This window comes from Streptomyces albireticuli, from assembly GCF_002192455.1.
GTDB lineage: Bacteria > Actinomycetota > Actinomycetes > Streptomycetales > Streptomycetaceae > Streptomyces > Streptomyces albireticuli_B.
Genome location: NZ_CP021744.1, coordinates 3,505,521 through 3,520,346, shown reverse-complemented (window position 1 = coordinate 3,520,346; position 14,826 = coordinate 3,505,521). Strand labels below are relative to the sequence as shown.

Genomic DNA, 14,826 nt, shown 5'->3' with positions numbered 1-14,826 from the left:
CACCGGTCGCGACCGGATCCGGCCTCCGGGCGGGCGGCGCACCCTTGGCGGCACGCCCTAGGCTTGTCGGCATGAGTACGTTGCGCGGTCGATTCGGGCCCGTCGGTCTGCCGGAGTGGGACCGCTGTGCGGTGATGGGCGTGGTCAATGTCACGCCTGATTCGTTCTCCGACGGCGGTCGCTGGTTCGACACCGAGGTGGCGGTCAAGCGAGGTCTGGACCTGGTGGCCCAGGGCGCCGATCTGGTCGACGTGGGCGGCGAGTCCACCCGGCCGGGCGCACCCCGGGTGGACGAGCGCGAGGAGCTGCGCCGGGTGATCCCGGTGGTCAGGGGGCTGGCGGGCGAGGGCGTGGTGGTCTCCGTGGACACCATGCGCGCCGCGGTCGCGGAGGCGGCCGTCGAGGCCGGCGCGGTGCTGGTCAACGATGTGAGCGGGGGCCTGGCGGACCCCGCGATGGTGCCGGTGGTGGCCACGGCCGGGGTGCCGTTCGTGGTGATGCACTGGCGGGGGTTCAGCGCGGACATGAACAGCCGGGCGGTCTACGGCGACGTGGTCGGCGAGGTCCTCGACGAGCTGCGGCAGCGGCTGGACGCGGTGGTCGAGGGCGGGGTGTCCCCGGACCGGCTGGTGGTCGACCCGGGCCTCGGCTTCGCGAAGAACGCCGACCACGACCTGGCGCTGGTGGCCGGGCTGGACCGGCTGGGCCGGGAGCTGGGCCGCCCGATGCTGGTGGCGGCGTCCCGCAAGCGGTTCCTGGGCCGGGTGCTGGCCGGGTACGAGGGCAGCCCGCCACCGGCCCGGGAGCGGGACGCGGCGACGGCGGCCGTCACGGCGATCGCGGCCCGCGAGGGCGCCTGGGCCGTCCGGGTGCACGAGGTCCGGGCGAGCGCGGACGCGGTGAAGGTGGTGCGGGCCGTGGAGGAAGCGGCGGCACAGGCGGCCGGGGCCGGAGCCGGCGCCGGGGAGGCCGTGTGAGCGCCGCTCGTACGGACAGCGAGCGGGTCGAGCTGGCGAACACCGCCCTCTACGAGGCGGTGGAGCGCGGCGACACCTCGGCCATGGGTGACCTGTGGCTGGACGATCCGGACGTCGTGGTGTCGTGCGTGCACCCCGGATGGCCGGTGCTGCGCGGACGGAGCGAGGTGCTCCGCTCGTATGCGCTGATCATGGCGAGCACGGACTACATCCAGTTCTTCCTGACGGACGTCGAGGTGTCCGTGACCGGTGACACGGCGCTGGTGACGTGCACGGAGAACATCCTCAGCGGCGGCCCGGCGGAGTCGGAGGGCGAGCTGGGGCCGCTGGTGGGCCAGCTGGTCGTGGCGACGAACGTCTTCCGGCGGGTCGGCGAGGAGTGGAAGGTGTGGTCGCACCACGGCTCGCCGGTGCTCGCGGGCCGCGAGGACGAGGACGGGCCGGAGGAGGGGGAGGACGAGGGGGCGTAGCGGGGTGGCGCGCCTGCGGCGGGCCTTTTCCCCTACCCGCCCCTTCCCGAATGTCCTCAAGCGCCGGACGGGCTGATTTGTCGCCCGGAACCGGGCGAATCCAGCCCGGCCGGCGCTTGAGGCCACCGCGCGTCAGCGCGGAACCGGGGGCCCGGGGGCTTGCCCCCGTTCGGGAAGGGGCGGGTAGGGGAAAAATCACCGCCCATGCCCAGGCGTAACCCGTCCTCCGGCGGGTATGCGCGGCCAAAATCCCCGCCCCTACCCGCCGCGTGAGATTCCTTGCCCCAGACGCCCGAGCTGTCATCGAATATCCGTAAACACACCCGATGTCCCCAGATATCTCCAGCACCCTCGGCGTCCATGTGCGAGCGGTGTCGGCGCTCGCAGGTAGATTCGAAGTGGGTACCCCGGCCGACGGCGGGGGACGGGCGACGCGCCGGCCGGTCCGGAGCGCACTCGCCGTACCGACGACCAGCAGGAGTGATTCGTGTGGATCGTGTCGCGCTGCGCGGCTTGAAGGCTCGCGGGCACCACGGGGTGTTCCCCCGGGAGCGCGAGGAGGGCCAGACCTTCATCGTGGACCTGGTGCTGAGCCTGGACACCCGGCCCGCCGCGGCCGACGACGACCTCGCGAAGACCGTGCACTACGGCATCGTGGCGGAGGAGGTCGTCGACATCGTCCAGGGCGAGCCCGTCGACCTGATCGAGACCCTCGCCGAGCGGATCGCCGAGCAGTGTCTGAAGCACGACGCGGTGCGGGAGGTCGAGGTGGTCGTGCACAAGCCCGACGCCCCGATCACCGTGCCTTTCGACGATGTGACGATCACTATTACCCGGAGCCGAGTATGAGCAGCAGCGACCCGACCGTGCAGCCGGTGCCCGCCTCCGTGGTGGCGCAGGTGGACGCGGCCGATGTGACCCTGAGCAACCCCAAACGGGCCGTGATCTCCCTGGGCAGCAATCTCGGCAACCGCCTGGAGACCCTCCAGGGCGCCATCGACGCGCTGGAGGACACGCCGGGCCTGCGGGTCAAGGCCGTCTCCCCGGTCTACGAGACGGAGCCGTGGGGCGTCGAGCCGGGCACCCAGCCCGCCTATTTCAACGCCGTGGTGCTGGTGAAGACCACCCTCCCGCCGGACTCGCTGCTGGAGCGCGGGCACGCGATCGAGGAGGCCTTCGAGCGGGTGCGGGACGAGCGCTGGGGCCCCCGGACGCTCGATGTCGACATCGTCGCCTACCAGGACGTGGTCTCGGACGACCCGGTGCTGACCCTGCCGCACCCGCGGGCGCACGAGCGCGCCTTCGTGCTGGCGCCGTGGCACGACGTGGACCCGGAGGCCGTGGTCCCGGGCCGGGGCGCGGTCGTCGAACTGCTGGCCGCGGTGGGTCTCGACAGTGTGGCCCCGCGGGTGGACCTGGAACTCCGGCTCCCGGAGTAGGCGTTGGTCCCATGGAATTCCGGCGCGCCCCGGTGCGCCGACGGACGGATGAGACGAGGGGCGACGGCTCGGTGAAGCAACTTCGGATCGGGGTGCTGGTCGGACTGTTCGCCGCGGCCGGGATCGTGTCCTGGGCGGGCGCCCGGCTGTGGGACTCCCTCGGCACGCTGCCGAGCGTCCCGGTGGCGGCGCCCATCGTGCTCGCGGTCATCGCCGCGGTCCTCGTGGCCACGGCCTTCCCGCTGCGCTCCCGGCTGCGCGCCCAGCGCGAGCGCCGCCCCGGCGCGAAGGGCGTCGACCCGCTGCTGGCCGCCCGCGCGGTCGTCTTCGGCCAGGCGAGCGCGCTGGTCGCGGCGCTGGTCGCCGGGATGTACGGCGGGGTCGGCGTCTTCCTGCTCATCGACGGCGTGGACACCACGGTCCGTCGTGACCAGGTGATCTACGCCGGGGCGTCGGTGCTGGCGGGCGCCTGTGTGGTCGCCGCCGCGTTCTTCCTGGAGCGCGTGTGCAAGCTGCCCGAGGACGACGACGAGAACCACGGCGGCCCGGGCGCGGCACCGGCGTAGCCGCGAGCACGGACCGGGCCTCGGACCCCGGACGGGCCGGATCCACCGGCCCGTCCGGGGTTCACGCGTTTCCGGGCGCCCGGCCGTGCCCGTACGCGTTCCTACGCGTCCGCGACGGTCTCCACCTCGACCTCCGTGCGCGCGGCGCCCACCGCGTCCGCGGCCGTCGAGCGCCGCAGCGCCTCGTGCAGGCGGGCCGGGGTGAGGACGCCCAGGAAGTGGTCCGCGTCGGCCCCGTCCAGGACGGCGATCCAGCCCGCGTCGTGCTGGAGCATGGTGCTGAACGCCTGCTTGAGCGAGGCGCCCACCGGCAGCCAGGCGTCCATGTGACGGGCGTGGTCGCGGACCGTCCCCTCGCCCTTCCGCGGGCCGCCGGCGGTGCTCGCGCCGGTGAGGGCGTCCGCGGAGACCCAGCCGTGGAGGTGCTCGGCGTCGTCCAGGACGACGGCCCAGCGGGCGCCCTCCGCGGCGAGCCGGGCCGCGGCGCGGCCCACGGTGTCGTCGAGGTGGACGACCGGCGGCTGTTCGAGGTCGCCGGGCTCGATGGAGGTGACCGAGAGCCGCTTCAGGCCCCGGTCGGCCCCGACGAAGTCGGCGACGTACGGCGTGGCCGGGGAGCCCAGCACCGCCGCCGGCGGGTCGAACTGCTCGATGCGCCCCTCGCCGTAGACCGCGATGCGGTCCCCGAGGCGGACGGCCTCCTCGATGTCGTGCGTGACGAAGAGGACGGTCTTGCGGACCTGGGACTGGAGCCGCAGGAATTCGTTCTGGAGGCGCTCGCGGACCACCGGGTCGACCGCGCCGAAGGGCTCGTCCATCAGCAGCACGGGCGGGTCGGCGGCCAGCGCCCGGGCCACCCCGACGCGCTGGCGCTGACCGCCGGAGAGCTGGTCGGGGTAGCGGTCGCCGTAGACGGAGGGGTCGAGTCCGACGAGGTCGAGGAGCTCGGCCGCGCGGGCGCGGGCCTTCTTCCGCTGCCAGCCCAGCAGGTGCGGGACGGTCGCGGTGTTGTCCAGCACCGTCTTGTGCGGGAAGAGGCCGACCTGCTGGATGACGTAGCCGATGCGGCGGCGCAGCTCGACCGGGTCGACCGTGGCGATGTCCTCGCCGTCGAGGAAGATCCGGCCGTCGGAGGGTTCGATCAGCCGGTTGACCATCTTCATCGTGGTGGTCTTGCCACAGCCCGAGGGCCCGACGAGCGTGACCAGCTCGCCCTCCGCCACCTCGAAGGACAGGTCGTCGACGGCGGTGGTGCCGTCGGCGTAGCGCTTGGTGACGTGCTCGAAGCGGATCATGGCTCCCCATTCTTGCCGTTCTGCCTGCGGACATTGTGGCCGTTGTGTGGCGACGGACTCGAATGTCAGTGCCCGGGGTTAGGGTCGCCAGTAACCGACGGTCAAGGCCCAGGGGGAGGTGAGAGCGTATGGCGGAGCAGAGCTGTCTGGTCGACAACGACTGGATCTGCGGCGAATATCTGAGCACCCGCGGCCAGGAGCTGGTGGACGCCACGCTCCAGCACATCGGCATCACGCTCGCGTCGGTCGCGATCGGGCTGCTCGTCGCGTTCCCGCTGGCACTGCTGGCCCGCGCCCGGCGGGGCGTGCGCGGCCCGGTGCTCGGGCTGACCACGGTGTTCTACGCGATCCCGTCGCTCGCCATGTTCTCGCTGCTGGTGCCGGTCCTCGGTCTGTCGGTGTCCGTCGTGGTCACGGGCCTGGTGCTGTATTCCCTCACCATCCTCGTGCGGAACATCCTGGCCGGCCTGGCCGCGGTGCCCGAGGAAGCCCGGGAGGCGGCCCGCGGCATGGGGTACGGGCCGGTGCGGCTGCTGTTCGGGGTCGAACTCCCGCTGGCGCTGCCCGCCCTGATGGCCGGTCTGCGGATCGCCACCGTCTCCACCGTCTCGCTCACCACCATCGGCGCCATCATCGGCTACGGCGGCCTGGGCAATCTCGTCCTGAGCGGCCTGCGCAGCTATTTCAAGGCGCAGGTGCTCACTGCCTCCGTGCTGTGCGTGCTGCTGGCGGTCGTCGCCGACGTCGTCCTGCTGCTCGTCCAGCGGCTGCTGACGCCCTGGACGCGGACCCGGCGAAGGCGCGCGCCGCGCGCGGGAGCGGCGAAGACCCCGGCCGGGCAGGCGGTGGCCTGATGGACGTCGTCGAGCGGACGTGGACGTGGCTGGCCACCGGCGCCCACTGGACCGGTGGGGACGGTGTCTGGCACCGCCTCGACCAGCACCTCTACCTCACGGCCGTGAGCCTGCTGATCTCCTGCGCGGTCGCGCTGCCCGTCGCCGTGGTCCTCGGCCACCTGGGCCGAGGCGGCGCGCTGGCGGTGAACCTCTCCAACGTGGGCCGGGCGGTGCCCACGTTCGCGGTGCTCGTGCTGTTGCTGCTCAGTCCGCTGGGGCAGTACGGCTCCTGGCCGACCGTCATAGCGCTGGTGCTCTTCGCGATCCCGCCGGTGCTGACCAACGCCTATGTGGGCATGCGCGAGGTCGACCGGGACATGGTCGAGGCCGCGCGGGGTATGGGCATGACCGGCCCTCAGGTGGTCGCCCGGGTGGAGCTGCCGCTCGCCTTCCCGCTGATCATGACGGGCGTGCGGTCCGCCGCGGTGCAGATCGTGGCCACGGCCACGCTCGCCGCGCTGGCCGGCGGCGGTGGCCTCGGCCGGGTCATCACGGCCGGCTTCCGGCTCACCGACACCGCGCAGGTGGTGGCCGGGGCGCTGCTGGTGGCCGTGTTCGCGCTGCTGGTGGAGGGCGTCTTCGTCCTGCTGGCGCGGCTGCTGGACCCGGTGCGCCGCCGTGCGGGGCGGACGGCGGGAAAAGTGGCGCCCACCCCCGTTTCCGACGTCTGATCAAGGGGCGCCCCGGACCGCCGGACGTGCCACCGAAATGAACGGAGTTCCCATGAGCTGGACCCCGCGTCGCGCACGGACCGGCCGTGCCCTGCTGGCGGCGGGCGCCGTCGCCGCCCTGACCGCCGGCCTCGCCGCCTGCGGAGGCGACAGCCTGGAGAAGTCCGGCGGGGGCGACGGCTCCGCGAAGCCGGGCCAGGGCTCGCTGGTGATCGGCTCGGCTTCCTTCACCGAGTCCAAGGTGCTCGCGGAGATATACGCGGGCCTGTTGAAGGACGCCGGATATTCGGTGTCGATCAAGACCGTGGACGCCCGTGAGCTGTATGAACCGGCGCTGGAGAAGGGCGAGATCGATGTCGTCCCGGAGTATGCGGCGACGCTCGCCGAATTCCTGAACAAGAAGCAGAACGGCAAGGACACGCCGCCGGTCGCCTCCGCCGATGCCGACGCCACGGTGAAGGCGCTCCGGAAACTCGCCGAGCCGCGCGGTCTCAAGGTGCTCGACCCCGGTCGCGCCGTCGATCAGAACGCCTTCGCCGTGACCAAGGAGTTCGCGGAGAAACACCAGCTCAAGACGCTTTCTGATCTTGGAAAGTCGAAGCAGCCGATCAAGCTCGCGGCGGGCGACGAATGCCCCCAGCGGCCGTTCTGCCAGCCCGGTCTGGAGAAGACCTACGGCATCGACGTCACGGGCATCGACCCGCTGGAGGTCGGCAGCACGCAGGCCAAGCAGGCGGTCAAGCAGGGCAAGGACCAGCTGCTGCTGACCACGACCACGGACGCGACGCTCGAACAGTTCGGCCTCGTCCTGCTGGAGGACGACAAGAAGCTCCAGAACTCCGACAACGTCCTGCCCGTGGTGAATGCGAAGAAGGCGGGTTCGCAGAAGATCACGGACGCTCTCGCCAAGCTCACCAGGGTGTTGACCACGGAAGATCTCACGGAACTCAACAAGAAGGTGGACGCGCGCCGGCTCAAGCCCGCCGATGTCGCCGCCGGATACCTCAAGGACAAGGGACTGTTGACGAAGTAGAGGTAACAGGGACGGCAGAGGGAGTAGCGGCGTAGGGGAGAAGTAAGATCAAGGGAAGAGTTTGGTGGTGGAGTCACACTCCCGAGGCGACGCACGGTAAGTTTCAGGCCATGCCACGAGGACGCCACCGCCATTCGCCGCCCCTGCACAGGCTTCTTCCCCCATCGACGGTCGCCGCGACATCGGTCGCCGCTGCCGCCGGTGCCTGGGTGGTAGGTGAAACGGTCGTCATCCGGGGCCTCGCCGCGGCGGCGGCTGCCGCCGCGGTGGTCGGCGCCGTGCTGATGCGCCGTTGGGACCGCTCCGCCGGAAAGCGGGTCGCCCAGCTCACCGCCGCCCGGGTGCGGGACGAGTGGAAGACCGAGGAGCGCATAGCCGAGCTCGAGTCGGAGCTGGAGGAGGTCCGCGCGATCCGGGCCAAGCTGGAGGGCAAGCTGCGCGGCAAGCGCTCCGAGCTCGCCCGGCTCCGCACCGAACACGCCGATCTGCTGCGCCGCTACGCCACGGCCGAGACCGAGCGGGCCAGCGCGCTGGAGGGCCGCCGGGTCGCCCGGGGCTCCGTGCCCCGGCCCGCGAAGGCCCTGGAGTCCACCGCGCCCGCGGGCACGCCCGGCTCGATCGTCGCCGCGGCCGCCTACCGCAAGGCCGCCGAGGCCCTCCGCGACCTGGAGCGCAACGCCGCGCTCCAGCAGGCGGAGGCGGACGCGGAGGCCGCGGAGGAAGCGGGCGAGGACGCCGAGGACGCGCTCGCCGAGGACGTGCTTGCCGAGGACGGCGCGGCCACCGCGACGGCCGACGCCACCGCCGGGACCCCGGCGGCGGACGCCGCGAAGCCGGCCGGGACGGACAAGGCGGCGGGAACGGCCAAGGAGACGGCCAAGGGGATGGACAAGGCGCCCAGGGCCATCGGCCCCGCCGCCGCCCCGGCCGGCCCGAAGGCCGTCCTGCCGCAGCAGCCCGCCGCCGCGCGGCGCCCCGCGTCCCGTGCCCAGGGCGGCTTCGACTTCTTCGGCACCCAGCAGCCCCTGCCCCCGCGCCCCGTCGAGGAGACCGACCTCGCGGACGTCGTCGGCGAGGAGGCCCTCGCCGAGGTCGAGGCCGGTGCCGACGGCGAGGCCGAGGGCGACGTCATCGACCTGACCGCGCACGACGAGACCGAGCAGATAGACATCGCGGAGCTGCGCACCGCCATCTCCTGACGGAGCCTCGCGGCGCGGCCCGCACCGGAAACGGCCCCCGGCGGATCTCCGCCGGGGGCCGTCGTCGTGCGCGGGCGAGTCAGGCCCCTCAGGTCACCCGCCGGCCCCGCCGGTCACTTGTCGATGTCGCCGACGACGAAGAACAGCGAACCCAGGATCGCCACCATGTCGGCGACCAGCGTCCCCGGCAGCAGCTCGGTCAGCGCCTGGATGTTGTTGAAGGACGCCGACCGCAGCTTCAGCCGGTACGGCGTCTTGTCGCCCTTGGAGACCAGGTAGTAGCCGTTGAGCCCCAGCGGGTTCTCGGTCCACGCGTACGTCGCGCCCTCCGGAGCCTTCAGCACCTTCGGCAGCCGCTGGTTGATCGGGCCGGGCGCGAGCTCCCCGATCCGCTCCAGACACGCCTCCGCCAGCTCCAGGGAGTTGTGCGTCTGCTCCAGCAGGCACTCGAAGCGGGCCAGGCAGTCCCCGTCCTCGCGGGTGACGACCCGCAGGGTGTCCTGGAGCTCGCCGTACGCGAGGTACGGCTCGTCGCGGCGGAGGTCGAAGTCGACGCCGGACGCGCGGGCGATGGGCCCGCTGACCCCGTACGCGTGCACGGCGTCCCGCGAGAGCACGCCGACGCCGCGGGTACGGCCCCGGAAGATCTCGTTGCCGAGGACCAGCCGGTCGTAGACGTCCATCCGGGAGCGGACCTGGGCCACCGCGTGCCGGGCCCGGCCGAGCCAGCCGGCCGGCAGGTCCTCCTTCAGGCCGCCGACGCGGTTGAACATGTAGTGCATCCGGCCGCCGGAGACCTCCTCCATCACCGCCTGGAGCTCCTCGCGCTCGTGGAACGCGTGGAAGACGGGGGTGATGCCGCCCAGCTCCAGGGGGTAGGAGCCGAGGAACATCAGATGGTTGAGCACCCGGTTGAGCTCGGCCAGCAGCGTCCGCGTCCACACGGCACGCTCCGGCACCTCCATGCCGAGCATCCGCTCCACGGCGAGGACGACGCCCAGCTCGTTGGAGAACGCCGACAGCCAGTCGTGGCGGTTGGCCAGCATGATGATCTGCCGGTAGTCGCGCGCCTCGAAGAGCTTCTCCGCGCCGCGGTGCATATAGCCGACGACCGGCTCGGCGCGCTGGATCCGCTCGCCGTCCAGGACCAGCCGCAGCCGCAGCACGCCGTGCGTGGACGGATGCTGCGGCCCGATGTTGAGCACCATGTCGGTGCTCTCCGCCGCGCCGCCCACGCCGACGGTCGTCTCGGAGAGACCCGTGCGGCCGGGGATACCGGTGGAACCAGGGGAACCAGGAGGAGGGGCCATGGGGAGTAGTTTGTCAGCCCTCCGCCCCGGGGTGGTCGCCGCCGGTCCGCAGCAGGTCCGCGCAGGCGCCGCCGACCGGCTGGAGCAGCCAGCCGAACCCGCCCAGCCCCGCCGGGGCCGTCAGCTCCGCCGCCTCGCCGGCCGCCCCCAGGGCCCGTACGTACGCCGCCGGGTCCGAGGAGGCCAGGGACAGCGGCGGCCGGGCGCCGTCGACGCCGAGCGCGCGCAGCGCCACGCGCTGGGTGAGCAGGGAGCCGCCGCGCCGGACGCACGCGTCCAGGGCGACATGGGCGGTGATGTCGCACGAGCCGTCCGGCACCGGCCGCACCTCGCGGCCCTCGCGGAAGCCGGCGAGCGTCCCGAAGGGCGGCCGGGCGTCGCGCCGGTGCGCGTAGTCGACGGCGACGGCCAGCCCCGCCCGCAGGCTGCCCACGGCCCGCGCCCAGGCGGCGTCCCGCGGCCGGCCGATCTCGGCGCGGCTGCCGGGGGGCGCCCCCTCCAGCGGCCACCAGCGGGCGAGCCACTCGGCGTCCTCGCCCGACACCGGCTCGCCGAGCAGCTCCTCGCCGTCCTCCTGGACGAGCACCTGGCGGGCGGTGCCGTCCGCGTCGGCCTCGGCGACGTCCACCGGGACGTTGTCGAGCCACTCGTTGGCGAAGAGCAGCCCTTCGACGCCGTCCGGGACGTCACTCAGCCAGGTGATGCGCGCGTCCAGCCCCGGCGGGCGCGCGGCCCGTTCCACGGCGTACGGGCGCAGCCGCGCGCCCAGCCCGGCCGGCACCCGCGCCAGCACCCCGGTCAGCAGCTCGCCCCGGCCCGCCCCGACGTCGGTGAACGCCAGCTCCGCCGGGTGCCCCAGCGCGTCGTCGACCCGGCGCAGCAGCTCGGCGACGGCCCCGGCGTACAGCGGGGAGGCGTGCACAGAGGTACGGAAGTGCCCGGCGGGGCCCTCCGGGCGCCGGTAGAAGCCGTTCGGGCCGTACAGCGCGACCTCGGTGGCGGCCCGCCACGTTCGTGTTCCGCTTGCCATACGCACACGCTATGCGCCCTTCGTGGGCACACCGCCTCCACCTTGGGGAGTAGGCGGGGCGTCGCCGGATCGATCGTCCGATTGACCCCAGCACGTACGCGACGTGCCTACGCTGGGTGACGTGCAGCGCCTCTACGACTTCCTCCGCAGGCACCCGACGGGTGTGGACAGCTTCTGGGCCGTGTTGCTGTTCGGCCTCAGCGGCGTGGTGATCGCCGAGGAGGGCGGCAGAGGCGCCATCGGCGACCTGGGCGTCGCGGCGTTGCTGTGCCTGGTGGTCGCTCTGCGGCGGCGCTCCCCGGTGAAGATGCTGCTGCTGGCGACGGCGGCCGGGGTGGCGCAGCTGATCCTCGACTCACCGCAGCAGCTGGCCGACTTCGCGATGCTGGTGATCATCTACACCGTCGCCTCGGGACCGGTCCGCTGGGCGTCGCGGTTCGCCCTGATCGGCGGACTGCTCGCACCGCTCATCGCCAACCTCCGCTGGAGCGATTCCGGGCGCGGGATCAACCAGGAGATCATCGGCACGGTCTTCATGACCGTCCCGTTCGCGCTCGCCTGGGTCCTCGGCGACTCGATGCGCACCCGCCGCGCGTACTGGGCGCAGCTGGAGGAGCGCACCGGCCGCCTGGAGAAGGAGCGCGAGCAGCAGGCGAAGATGGCGGTGACGGCGGAGCGGGCGCGCATCGCGCGGGAGCTGCACGACGTCGTCGCGCACAACGTCTCGGTGATGGTGGTGCAGGCGGACGGCGCCGCGTACGTCCTGGACGCCTCGCCCGAGCAGGCCAAGCAGGCCCTGGAGACGATCTCCGGCACCGGCCGCCAGGCGCTGGCCGAGATGCGCCGGCTGCTGGGGGTGCTGCGCACGGAGGAGGGCGCCGAGGGCGGCGAGTACGTCCCGCAGCCCGACGTGGAGCAGATCGGCGACCTGGTGGAGGAGGTGCGCGGGGCCGGACTGCCGGTGGACTTCCAGGTGGAGGGGGCGCCCCGGCCGCTGCCGAGCGGTGTGGAGCTGACCGCGTACCGCATCGTCCAGGAGGCCCTCACCAACACCCGCAAGCACGGCGGTCCGGACGCCGGCGCCAGCGTCCGGCTGACGTTCTTCGACGACGGGCTGGGCCTGCTGGTCGAGGACGACGGCCGGGGCGCGCAGCACGAGCTGTACGAGTCGGGCGGCGCGGACGGCATGGGCCACGGCCTGATCGGCATGCGCGAGCGCGTCGGGATGGTCGGGGGCACGCTGGACGCGGGGCCGCGGCCCGGGGGCGGTTTCCGGATCAGCGTGCTGCTGCCGATCAAGCCGGGCGGCCGCTGACGGGGTCGTCCGGCCCCGCGGCGGACCGTCGCCCCGGCGTCGCCCCGGCCGCTGTCCCGACCCGCTTCCCCGCCACTGAGCGGACCGTTCCGTTCCAGTGCCCGACGACCGCCTACGATCCGAACAGCCACGATCCGCACTGCCAGATCCGCACAGCCACGATCCGACCGCTAGAGAGGGACGACCGCATGTCGATCCGCGTGATGCTCGTCGACGACCAGGTGCTCCTGCGCACCGGGTTCCGCATGGTGCTGGCCGCCCAGCCGGACATGGAGGTCGTCGCCGAGGCCGGGGACGGCGCGGAGGCCCTGGAGGTGCTGGCCGGTACGGAGGTGGACGTCGTCCTGATGGACGTGCGCATGCCGAGGCTGGACGGGGTGGAGGCGACCCGGCGCATCTGTCTCCAGGAGAACGCCCCGAAGGTGCTGATCCTGACCACCTTCGACCTCGACGAGTACGCCTTCTCCGCGCTGAAGGTCGGGGCCAGCGGCTTCATGCTCAAGGACGTGCCCCCGGCCGAGCTGCTGGGCGCGATCCGGGCCGTGCACAGCGGCGACGCGGTGGTGGCGCCCAGCACGACGCGCCGCCTGCTGGATCGTTTCACCCCCATGCTGCCCAGCACCACGAAGGAACCGGCGAGCGCCGAGCTGGCCCGGCTGACCGGGCGGGAGCGCGAGGTCATGCTGCTGGTGGCGCAGGGGCTGTCCAACGGTGAGATCGCGGCCCGGCTGGTGCTGTCGGAGGCCACGGTCAAGACCCACGTGGGGCGGATCCTCACCAAGCTGGGGCTGCGGGACCGGGTGCAGGTGGTCGTGCTCGCGTACGAGAGCGGCCTGGTCCGCGCGGGGGGCGGGGCGGGGCAGTGAGCGACGCGTAAGGGGCGCGGGGCGAGTGGTCCGGGTGCGGCGGGTCCCTCCGGCGGTCCTTCCCCGGCCCCGCCCCTTCCCGTAACCGGGGGCTCCGCCCCCGGGCCCCCTTTTCCGCGCTGACGCGCGGTGTCCTCAAGCGCTGGACGGGCTGAAATCAGCCCGTCCAGCGTTTGAGCCCCGGGTCGGCGAGCGTCACCGCAGCACCGTCTCCAGGAAGTCGCTCCCGATCCGCGCCACCACCGTCAGGTCCAGCTGGTGCAGCACGTACCGCCCCCGCCGCCGTGTGCTCAGCAGCCCCGCCTTCTTCAGCACGGCTATGTGCCGGGACACCTCCGGCGGCGTCAGGTCGTAGGCGGTGGCCAGCTCGCCCGTGGTGTGCGGGCCGCGGGCCAGGGTGCGGCACAGCCGCATCCGCACCGGGTGGGCGAGCGCCTCCATGCGCTGCTGGACCAGGCGCGGGGCGCTGACCTGGGGGAGGTCGGGGCCGGCGATCGGATACTGCACCACCGGCCGCCAGCCGGGGCGGTAGACGAGGAGCAGGTGCGGCCAGCCGAAGGCCGTCGGCAGGAACGTCACCGAGTCGCCGTAGGCTCTGGTCCAGCCGTTGGCCAGCTTGTCGATGACGATGCGGGATCCGTCCTCGGCGAGCGACACGGCGGGGGAGACGGCCGTGAGGGCCTCCGCGAGCCCCTTGCGGTGCAGCAGGTCCGCCTTGTGCCGGGCGTCGGCGGCGAGCTGCACCCGGACGCGCTGCCAGTTGTCGGCGAAGAACGCCTCCTCGCAGTCCTCGAAGAGGCGGCGCAGCCAGGCCCGCAGCGCCGTCGGGTCCTTCAGCATCCGCTCGGTGAACTCCGCCTGGCGCGGTCCCCGGGCGGCGGACAGCTCCCGGACCCGCGCCCGCTGCCGGGGATCGACCAGCGGCGAGGGGGCGGGCCGGCCGTAGTCGCCCGAGCAGGTGATCTCGAAGGCGGCGGAGACGAAGGTGTCGTCGTCCATCCGGTCGAGGTCGTCGAGCTCCTCGGCGAGCGTGGCCCGCGGGACCGCGGGCAGCAGGATGTCCGCGCGCATCGAGCGCCACAGGAAGTCGGCCTCGGTCAGCCGGTCGGCCAGGTCCGGCTTGAGGGCGGAGGCGGTCGCCGTGGCCCAGCCGTGCAGCCCGGGGTGGTGGGCCGGCTCGGACAGCGCGTGCAGCATCGCGCCCAGCTCGGCCAGCGGCGACAGGTGGAAGCCGACGCGCTCGTGCGGCAGGCCGGTGATGTCGATGTCCACGCTCATGGCCTCATCCTCGCTTCCTTTCCGCAGGTCGGGAGGTCATTTGACGGTCCTCGTCAATCGACGGGGCGGCCGGGCCGAAGGCGGCGCAAGGTGGGCCGCATGGACGCCACACAGCAGCACCTCCTCGATCTCTACCGCGCCGCACAGCACGGGGACCCCGCCCCGCCCGCCCCGGGAACGGGGGAGCGGGCCCTCGCCCGTGAGGTACGCACCTGGTGGGACTTCCGGGCCGTCGTCGACCGGCGGGCCGCCGAGCGCCGGGCCCGCCGACGCGCGCTCCTCGCCTTCCTGCGGCCGGGTGCCACCGCCGCCCGTACCTCCACGACCCCGGCGGCCCCCATGACCCCGGCGACTCCCGCGCCGCGGCCCACCGCCCCACTCCCGACGTGCTCCACTCCGCCCATGCGTCGAGCATGACGCCTCCGGCGGGCCGCCCCCGGGTTTTCCACAGGTGGGTCCGGGTCCGCTTCCCCGGGTTTTC

General features: G+C 73.2%; 16 protein-coding genes. 12 read left to right on the top strand and 4 right to left on the bottom strand.

Annotated elements, in window-relative coordinates; translation table 11 throughout:
• The first annotated feature begins 71 nt into the window (after positions 1-71).
• The 5 genes from folP (at position 72) to SMD11_RS14915 (ending at position 3,452) form a co-directional block, all read left to right on the top strand.
• Positions 72-977, top strand: coding sequence for a dihydropteroate synthase (gene folP, locus SMD11_RS14935; RefSeq protein WP_087926936.1), 906 nt, complete (start codon positions 72-74; stop codon positions 975-977).
• Positions 974-1,447, top strand: a complete 474-nt coding sequence (locus SMD11_RS14930; RefSeq protein WP_087926935.1) for a nuclear transport factor 2 family protein — start codon at positions 974-976, stop codon at positions 1,445-1,447. The genes folP and SMD11_RS14930 overlap by 4 nt, the downstream gene beginning before the upstream one ends.
• 489 nt (positions 1,448-1,936) lie before the next feature.
• The gene (gene folB / locus SMD11_RS14925) at positions 1,937-2,296 is read left to right on the top strand and encodes a dihydroneopterin aldolase (RefSeq protein WP_087926934.1); all 360 of its coding nucleotides are present in this window, start codon (positions 1,937-1,939) and stop codon (positions 2,294-2,296) included.
• Positions 2,293-2,886, top strand: coding sequence for a 2-amino-4-hydroxy-6-hydroxymethyldihydropteridine diphosphokinase (gene folK / locus SMD11_RS14920; RefSeq protein ID WP_087926933.1), 594 nt, complete (start codon positions 2,293-2,295; stop codon positions 2,884-2,886). Before folB ends, folK begins: the two co-directional genes overlap by 4 nt.
• 71 nt (positions 2,887-2,957) lie before the next feature.
• A complete protein-coding gene (locus SMD11_RS14915; RefSeq protein ID WP_087930514.1) occupies positions 2,958-3,452 on the top strand; it encodes a DUF3180 domain-containing protein in 495 nt (164 codons plus the stop codon).
• Between the two features lie 101 nt (positions 3,453-3,553).
• On the opposite strand, the gene SMD11_RS14910 is transcribed toward SMD11_RS14915, so the two are convergent.
• On the bottom strand, positions 3,554-4,747 hold the full coding sequence (locus tag SMD11_RS14910; RefSeq protein WP_087926932.1) for an ABC transporter ATP-binding protein: 1,194 nt from the start codon (positions 4,745-4,747) through the stop codon (positions 3,554-3,556).
• A gap of 128 nt (positions 4,748-4,875) precedes the next feature.
• Here SMD11_RS14910 and SMD11_RS14905 point away from each other — a divergent pair, with 128 nt between their 5' ends.
• From SMD11_RS14905 to SMD11_RS14890, 4 genes are all read left to right on the top strand, one after another.
• Positions 4,876-5,601: an ABC transporter permease gene (locus SMD11_RS14905; RefSeq protein ID WP_087926931.1), complete on the top strand. Its 726-nt coding sequence runs from the start codon at positions 4,876-4,878 to the stop codon at positions 5,599-5,601.
• Positions 5,601-6,314, top strand: coding sequence for an ABC transporter permease (locus SMD11_RS14900; protein WP_087926930.1), 714 nt, complete (start codon positions 5,601-5,603; stop codon positions 6,312-6,314). The genes SMD11_RS14905 and SMD11_RS14900 overlap by 1 nt, the downstream gene beginning before the upstream one ends.
• Before the next feature lie 52 nt (positions 6,315-6,366).
• Positions 6,367-7,347 carry an ABC transporter substrate-binding protein gene (locus SMD11_RS14895; protein ID WP_087926929.1) on the top strand — a complete coding sequence of 327 codons (981 nt, stop codon included), beginning with the start codon at positions 6,367-6,369 and terminating at the stop codon, positions 7,345-7,347.
• Between the two features lie 110 nt (positions 7,348-7,457).
• On the top strand, positions 7,458-8,546 hold the full coding sequence (locus SMD11_RS14890) for a hypothetical protein (RefSeq protein WP_087926928.1): 1,089 nt from the start codon (positions 7,458-7,460) through the stop codon (positions 8,544-8,546).
• A gap of 113 nt (positions 8,547-8,659) precedes the next feature.
• Here the strand turns inward: SMD11_RS14890 and SMD11_RS14885 are convergent, their stop codons facing one another.
• Both SMD11_RS14885 and SMD11_RS14880 read right to left on the bottom strand, forming a co-directional pair.
• A complete protein-coding gene (locus SMD11_RS14885; protein ID WP_087926927.1) occupies positions 8,660-9,856 on the bottom strand; it encodes an NADH-quinone oxidoreductase subunit D in 1,197 nt (398 codons plus the stop codon).
• Between the two features lie 13 nt (positions 9,857-9,869).
• The gene (locus SMD11_RS14880; protein WP_087926926.1) at positions 9,870-10,886 is read right to left on the bottom strand and encodes an SAM-dependent methyltransferase; all 1,017 of its coding nucleotides are present in this window, start codon (positions 10,884-10,886) and stop codon (positions 9,870-9,872) included.
• A 121-nt stretch (positions 10,887-11,007) separates the two neighbouring features.
• On the opposite strand from SMD11_RS14880, the gene SMD11_RS14875 reads away from it, so the two are divergent.
• Both SMD11_RS14875 and SMD11_RS14870 read left to right on the top strand, forming a co-directional pair.
• Complete coding sequence (locus SMD11_RS14875; RefSeq protein WP_087930513.1) at positions 11,008-12,201, top strand: sensor histidine kinase; 1,194 nt, start codon at positions 11,008-11,010, stop codon at positions 12,199-12,201.
• A gap of 188 nt (positions 12,202-12,389) precedes the next feature.
• A complete protein-coding gene (locus tag SMD11_RS14870; protein WP_087926925.1) occupies positions 12,390-13,067 on the top strand; it encodes a response regulator in 678 nt (225 codons plus the stop codon).
• Positions 13,068-13,262: 195 nt separating this feature from the next.
• Here the strand turns inward: SMD11_RS14870 and SMD11_RS14865 are convergent, their stop codons facing one another.
• Complete coding sequence (locus tag SMD11_RS14865) at positions 13,263-14,345, bottom strand: DUF5937 family protein (protein ID WP_087926924.1); 1,083 nt, start codon at positions 14,343-14,345, stop codon at positions 13,263-13,265.
• 99 nt (positions 14,346-14,444) lie between these two features.
• On the opposite strand from SMD11_RS14865, the gene SMD11_RS35885 reads away from it, so the two are divergent.
• Positions 14,445-14,762, top strand: a complete 318-nt coding sequence (locus tag SMD11_RS35885) for a hypothetical protein (RefSeq protein WP_199843882.1) — start codon at positions 14,445-14,447, stop codon at positions 14,760-14,762.
• Positions 14,763-14,826: the final 64 nt, after the last annotated feature.

Coding starts and splice junctions, on each gene's coding strand:
- folP (WP_087926936.1), top strand. CDS start 72: ATGAGTACGTTGCGCGGTCGATTCGGGCCCGTCGGTCTGCCGGAGTGG.
- folK (WP_087926933.1), top strand. CDS start 2,293: ATGAGCAGCAGCGACCCGACCGTGCAGCCGGTGCCCGCCTCCGTGGTG.
- SMD11_RS14910 (WP_087926932.1), bottom strand. CDS start 4,747: ATGATCCGCTTCGAGCACGTCACCAAGCGCTACGCCGACGGCACCACC.
- SMD11_RS14905 (WP_087926931.1), top strand. CDS start 4,876: ATGGCGGAGCAGAGCTGTCTGGTCGACAACGACTGGATCTGCGGCGAA.
- SMD11_RS14900 (WP_087926930.1), top strand. CDS start 5,601: ATGGACGTCGTCGAGCGGACGTGGACGTGGCTGGCCACCGGCGCCCAC.
- SMD11_RS14895 (WP_087926929.1), top strand. CDS start 6,367: ATGAGCTGGACCCCGCGTCGCGCACGGACCGGCCGTGCCCTGCTGGCG.
- SMD11_RS14890 (WP_087926928.1), top strand. CDS start 7,458: ATGCCACGAGGACGCCACCGCCATTCGCCGCCCCTGCACAGGCTTCTT.
- SMD11_RS14885 (WP_087926927.1), bottom strand. CDS start 9,856: ATGGCCCCTCCTCCTGGTTCCCCTGGTTCCACCGGTATCCCCGGCCGC.
- SMD11_RS14880 (WP_087926926.1), bottom strand. CDS start 10,886: ATGGCAAGCGGAACACGAACGTGGCGGGCCGCCACCGAGGTCGCGCTG.
- SMD11_RS14870 (WP_087926925.1), top strand. CDS start 12,390: ATGTCGATCCGCGTGATGCTCGTCGACGACCAGGTGCTCCTGCGCACC.
- SMD11_RS14865 (WP_087926924.1), bottom strand. CDS start 14,345: ATGAGCGTGGACATCGACATCACCGGCCTGCCGCACGAGCGCGTCGGC.
- SMD11_RS35885 (WP_199843882.1), top strand. CDS start 14,445: ATGGACGCCACACAGCAGCACCTCCTCGATCTCTACCGCGCCGCACAG.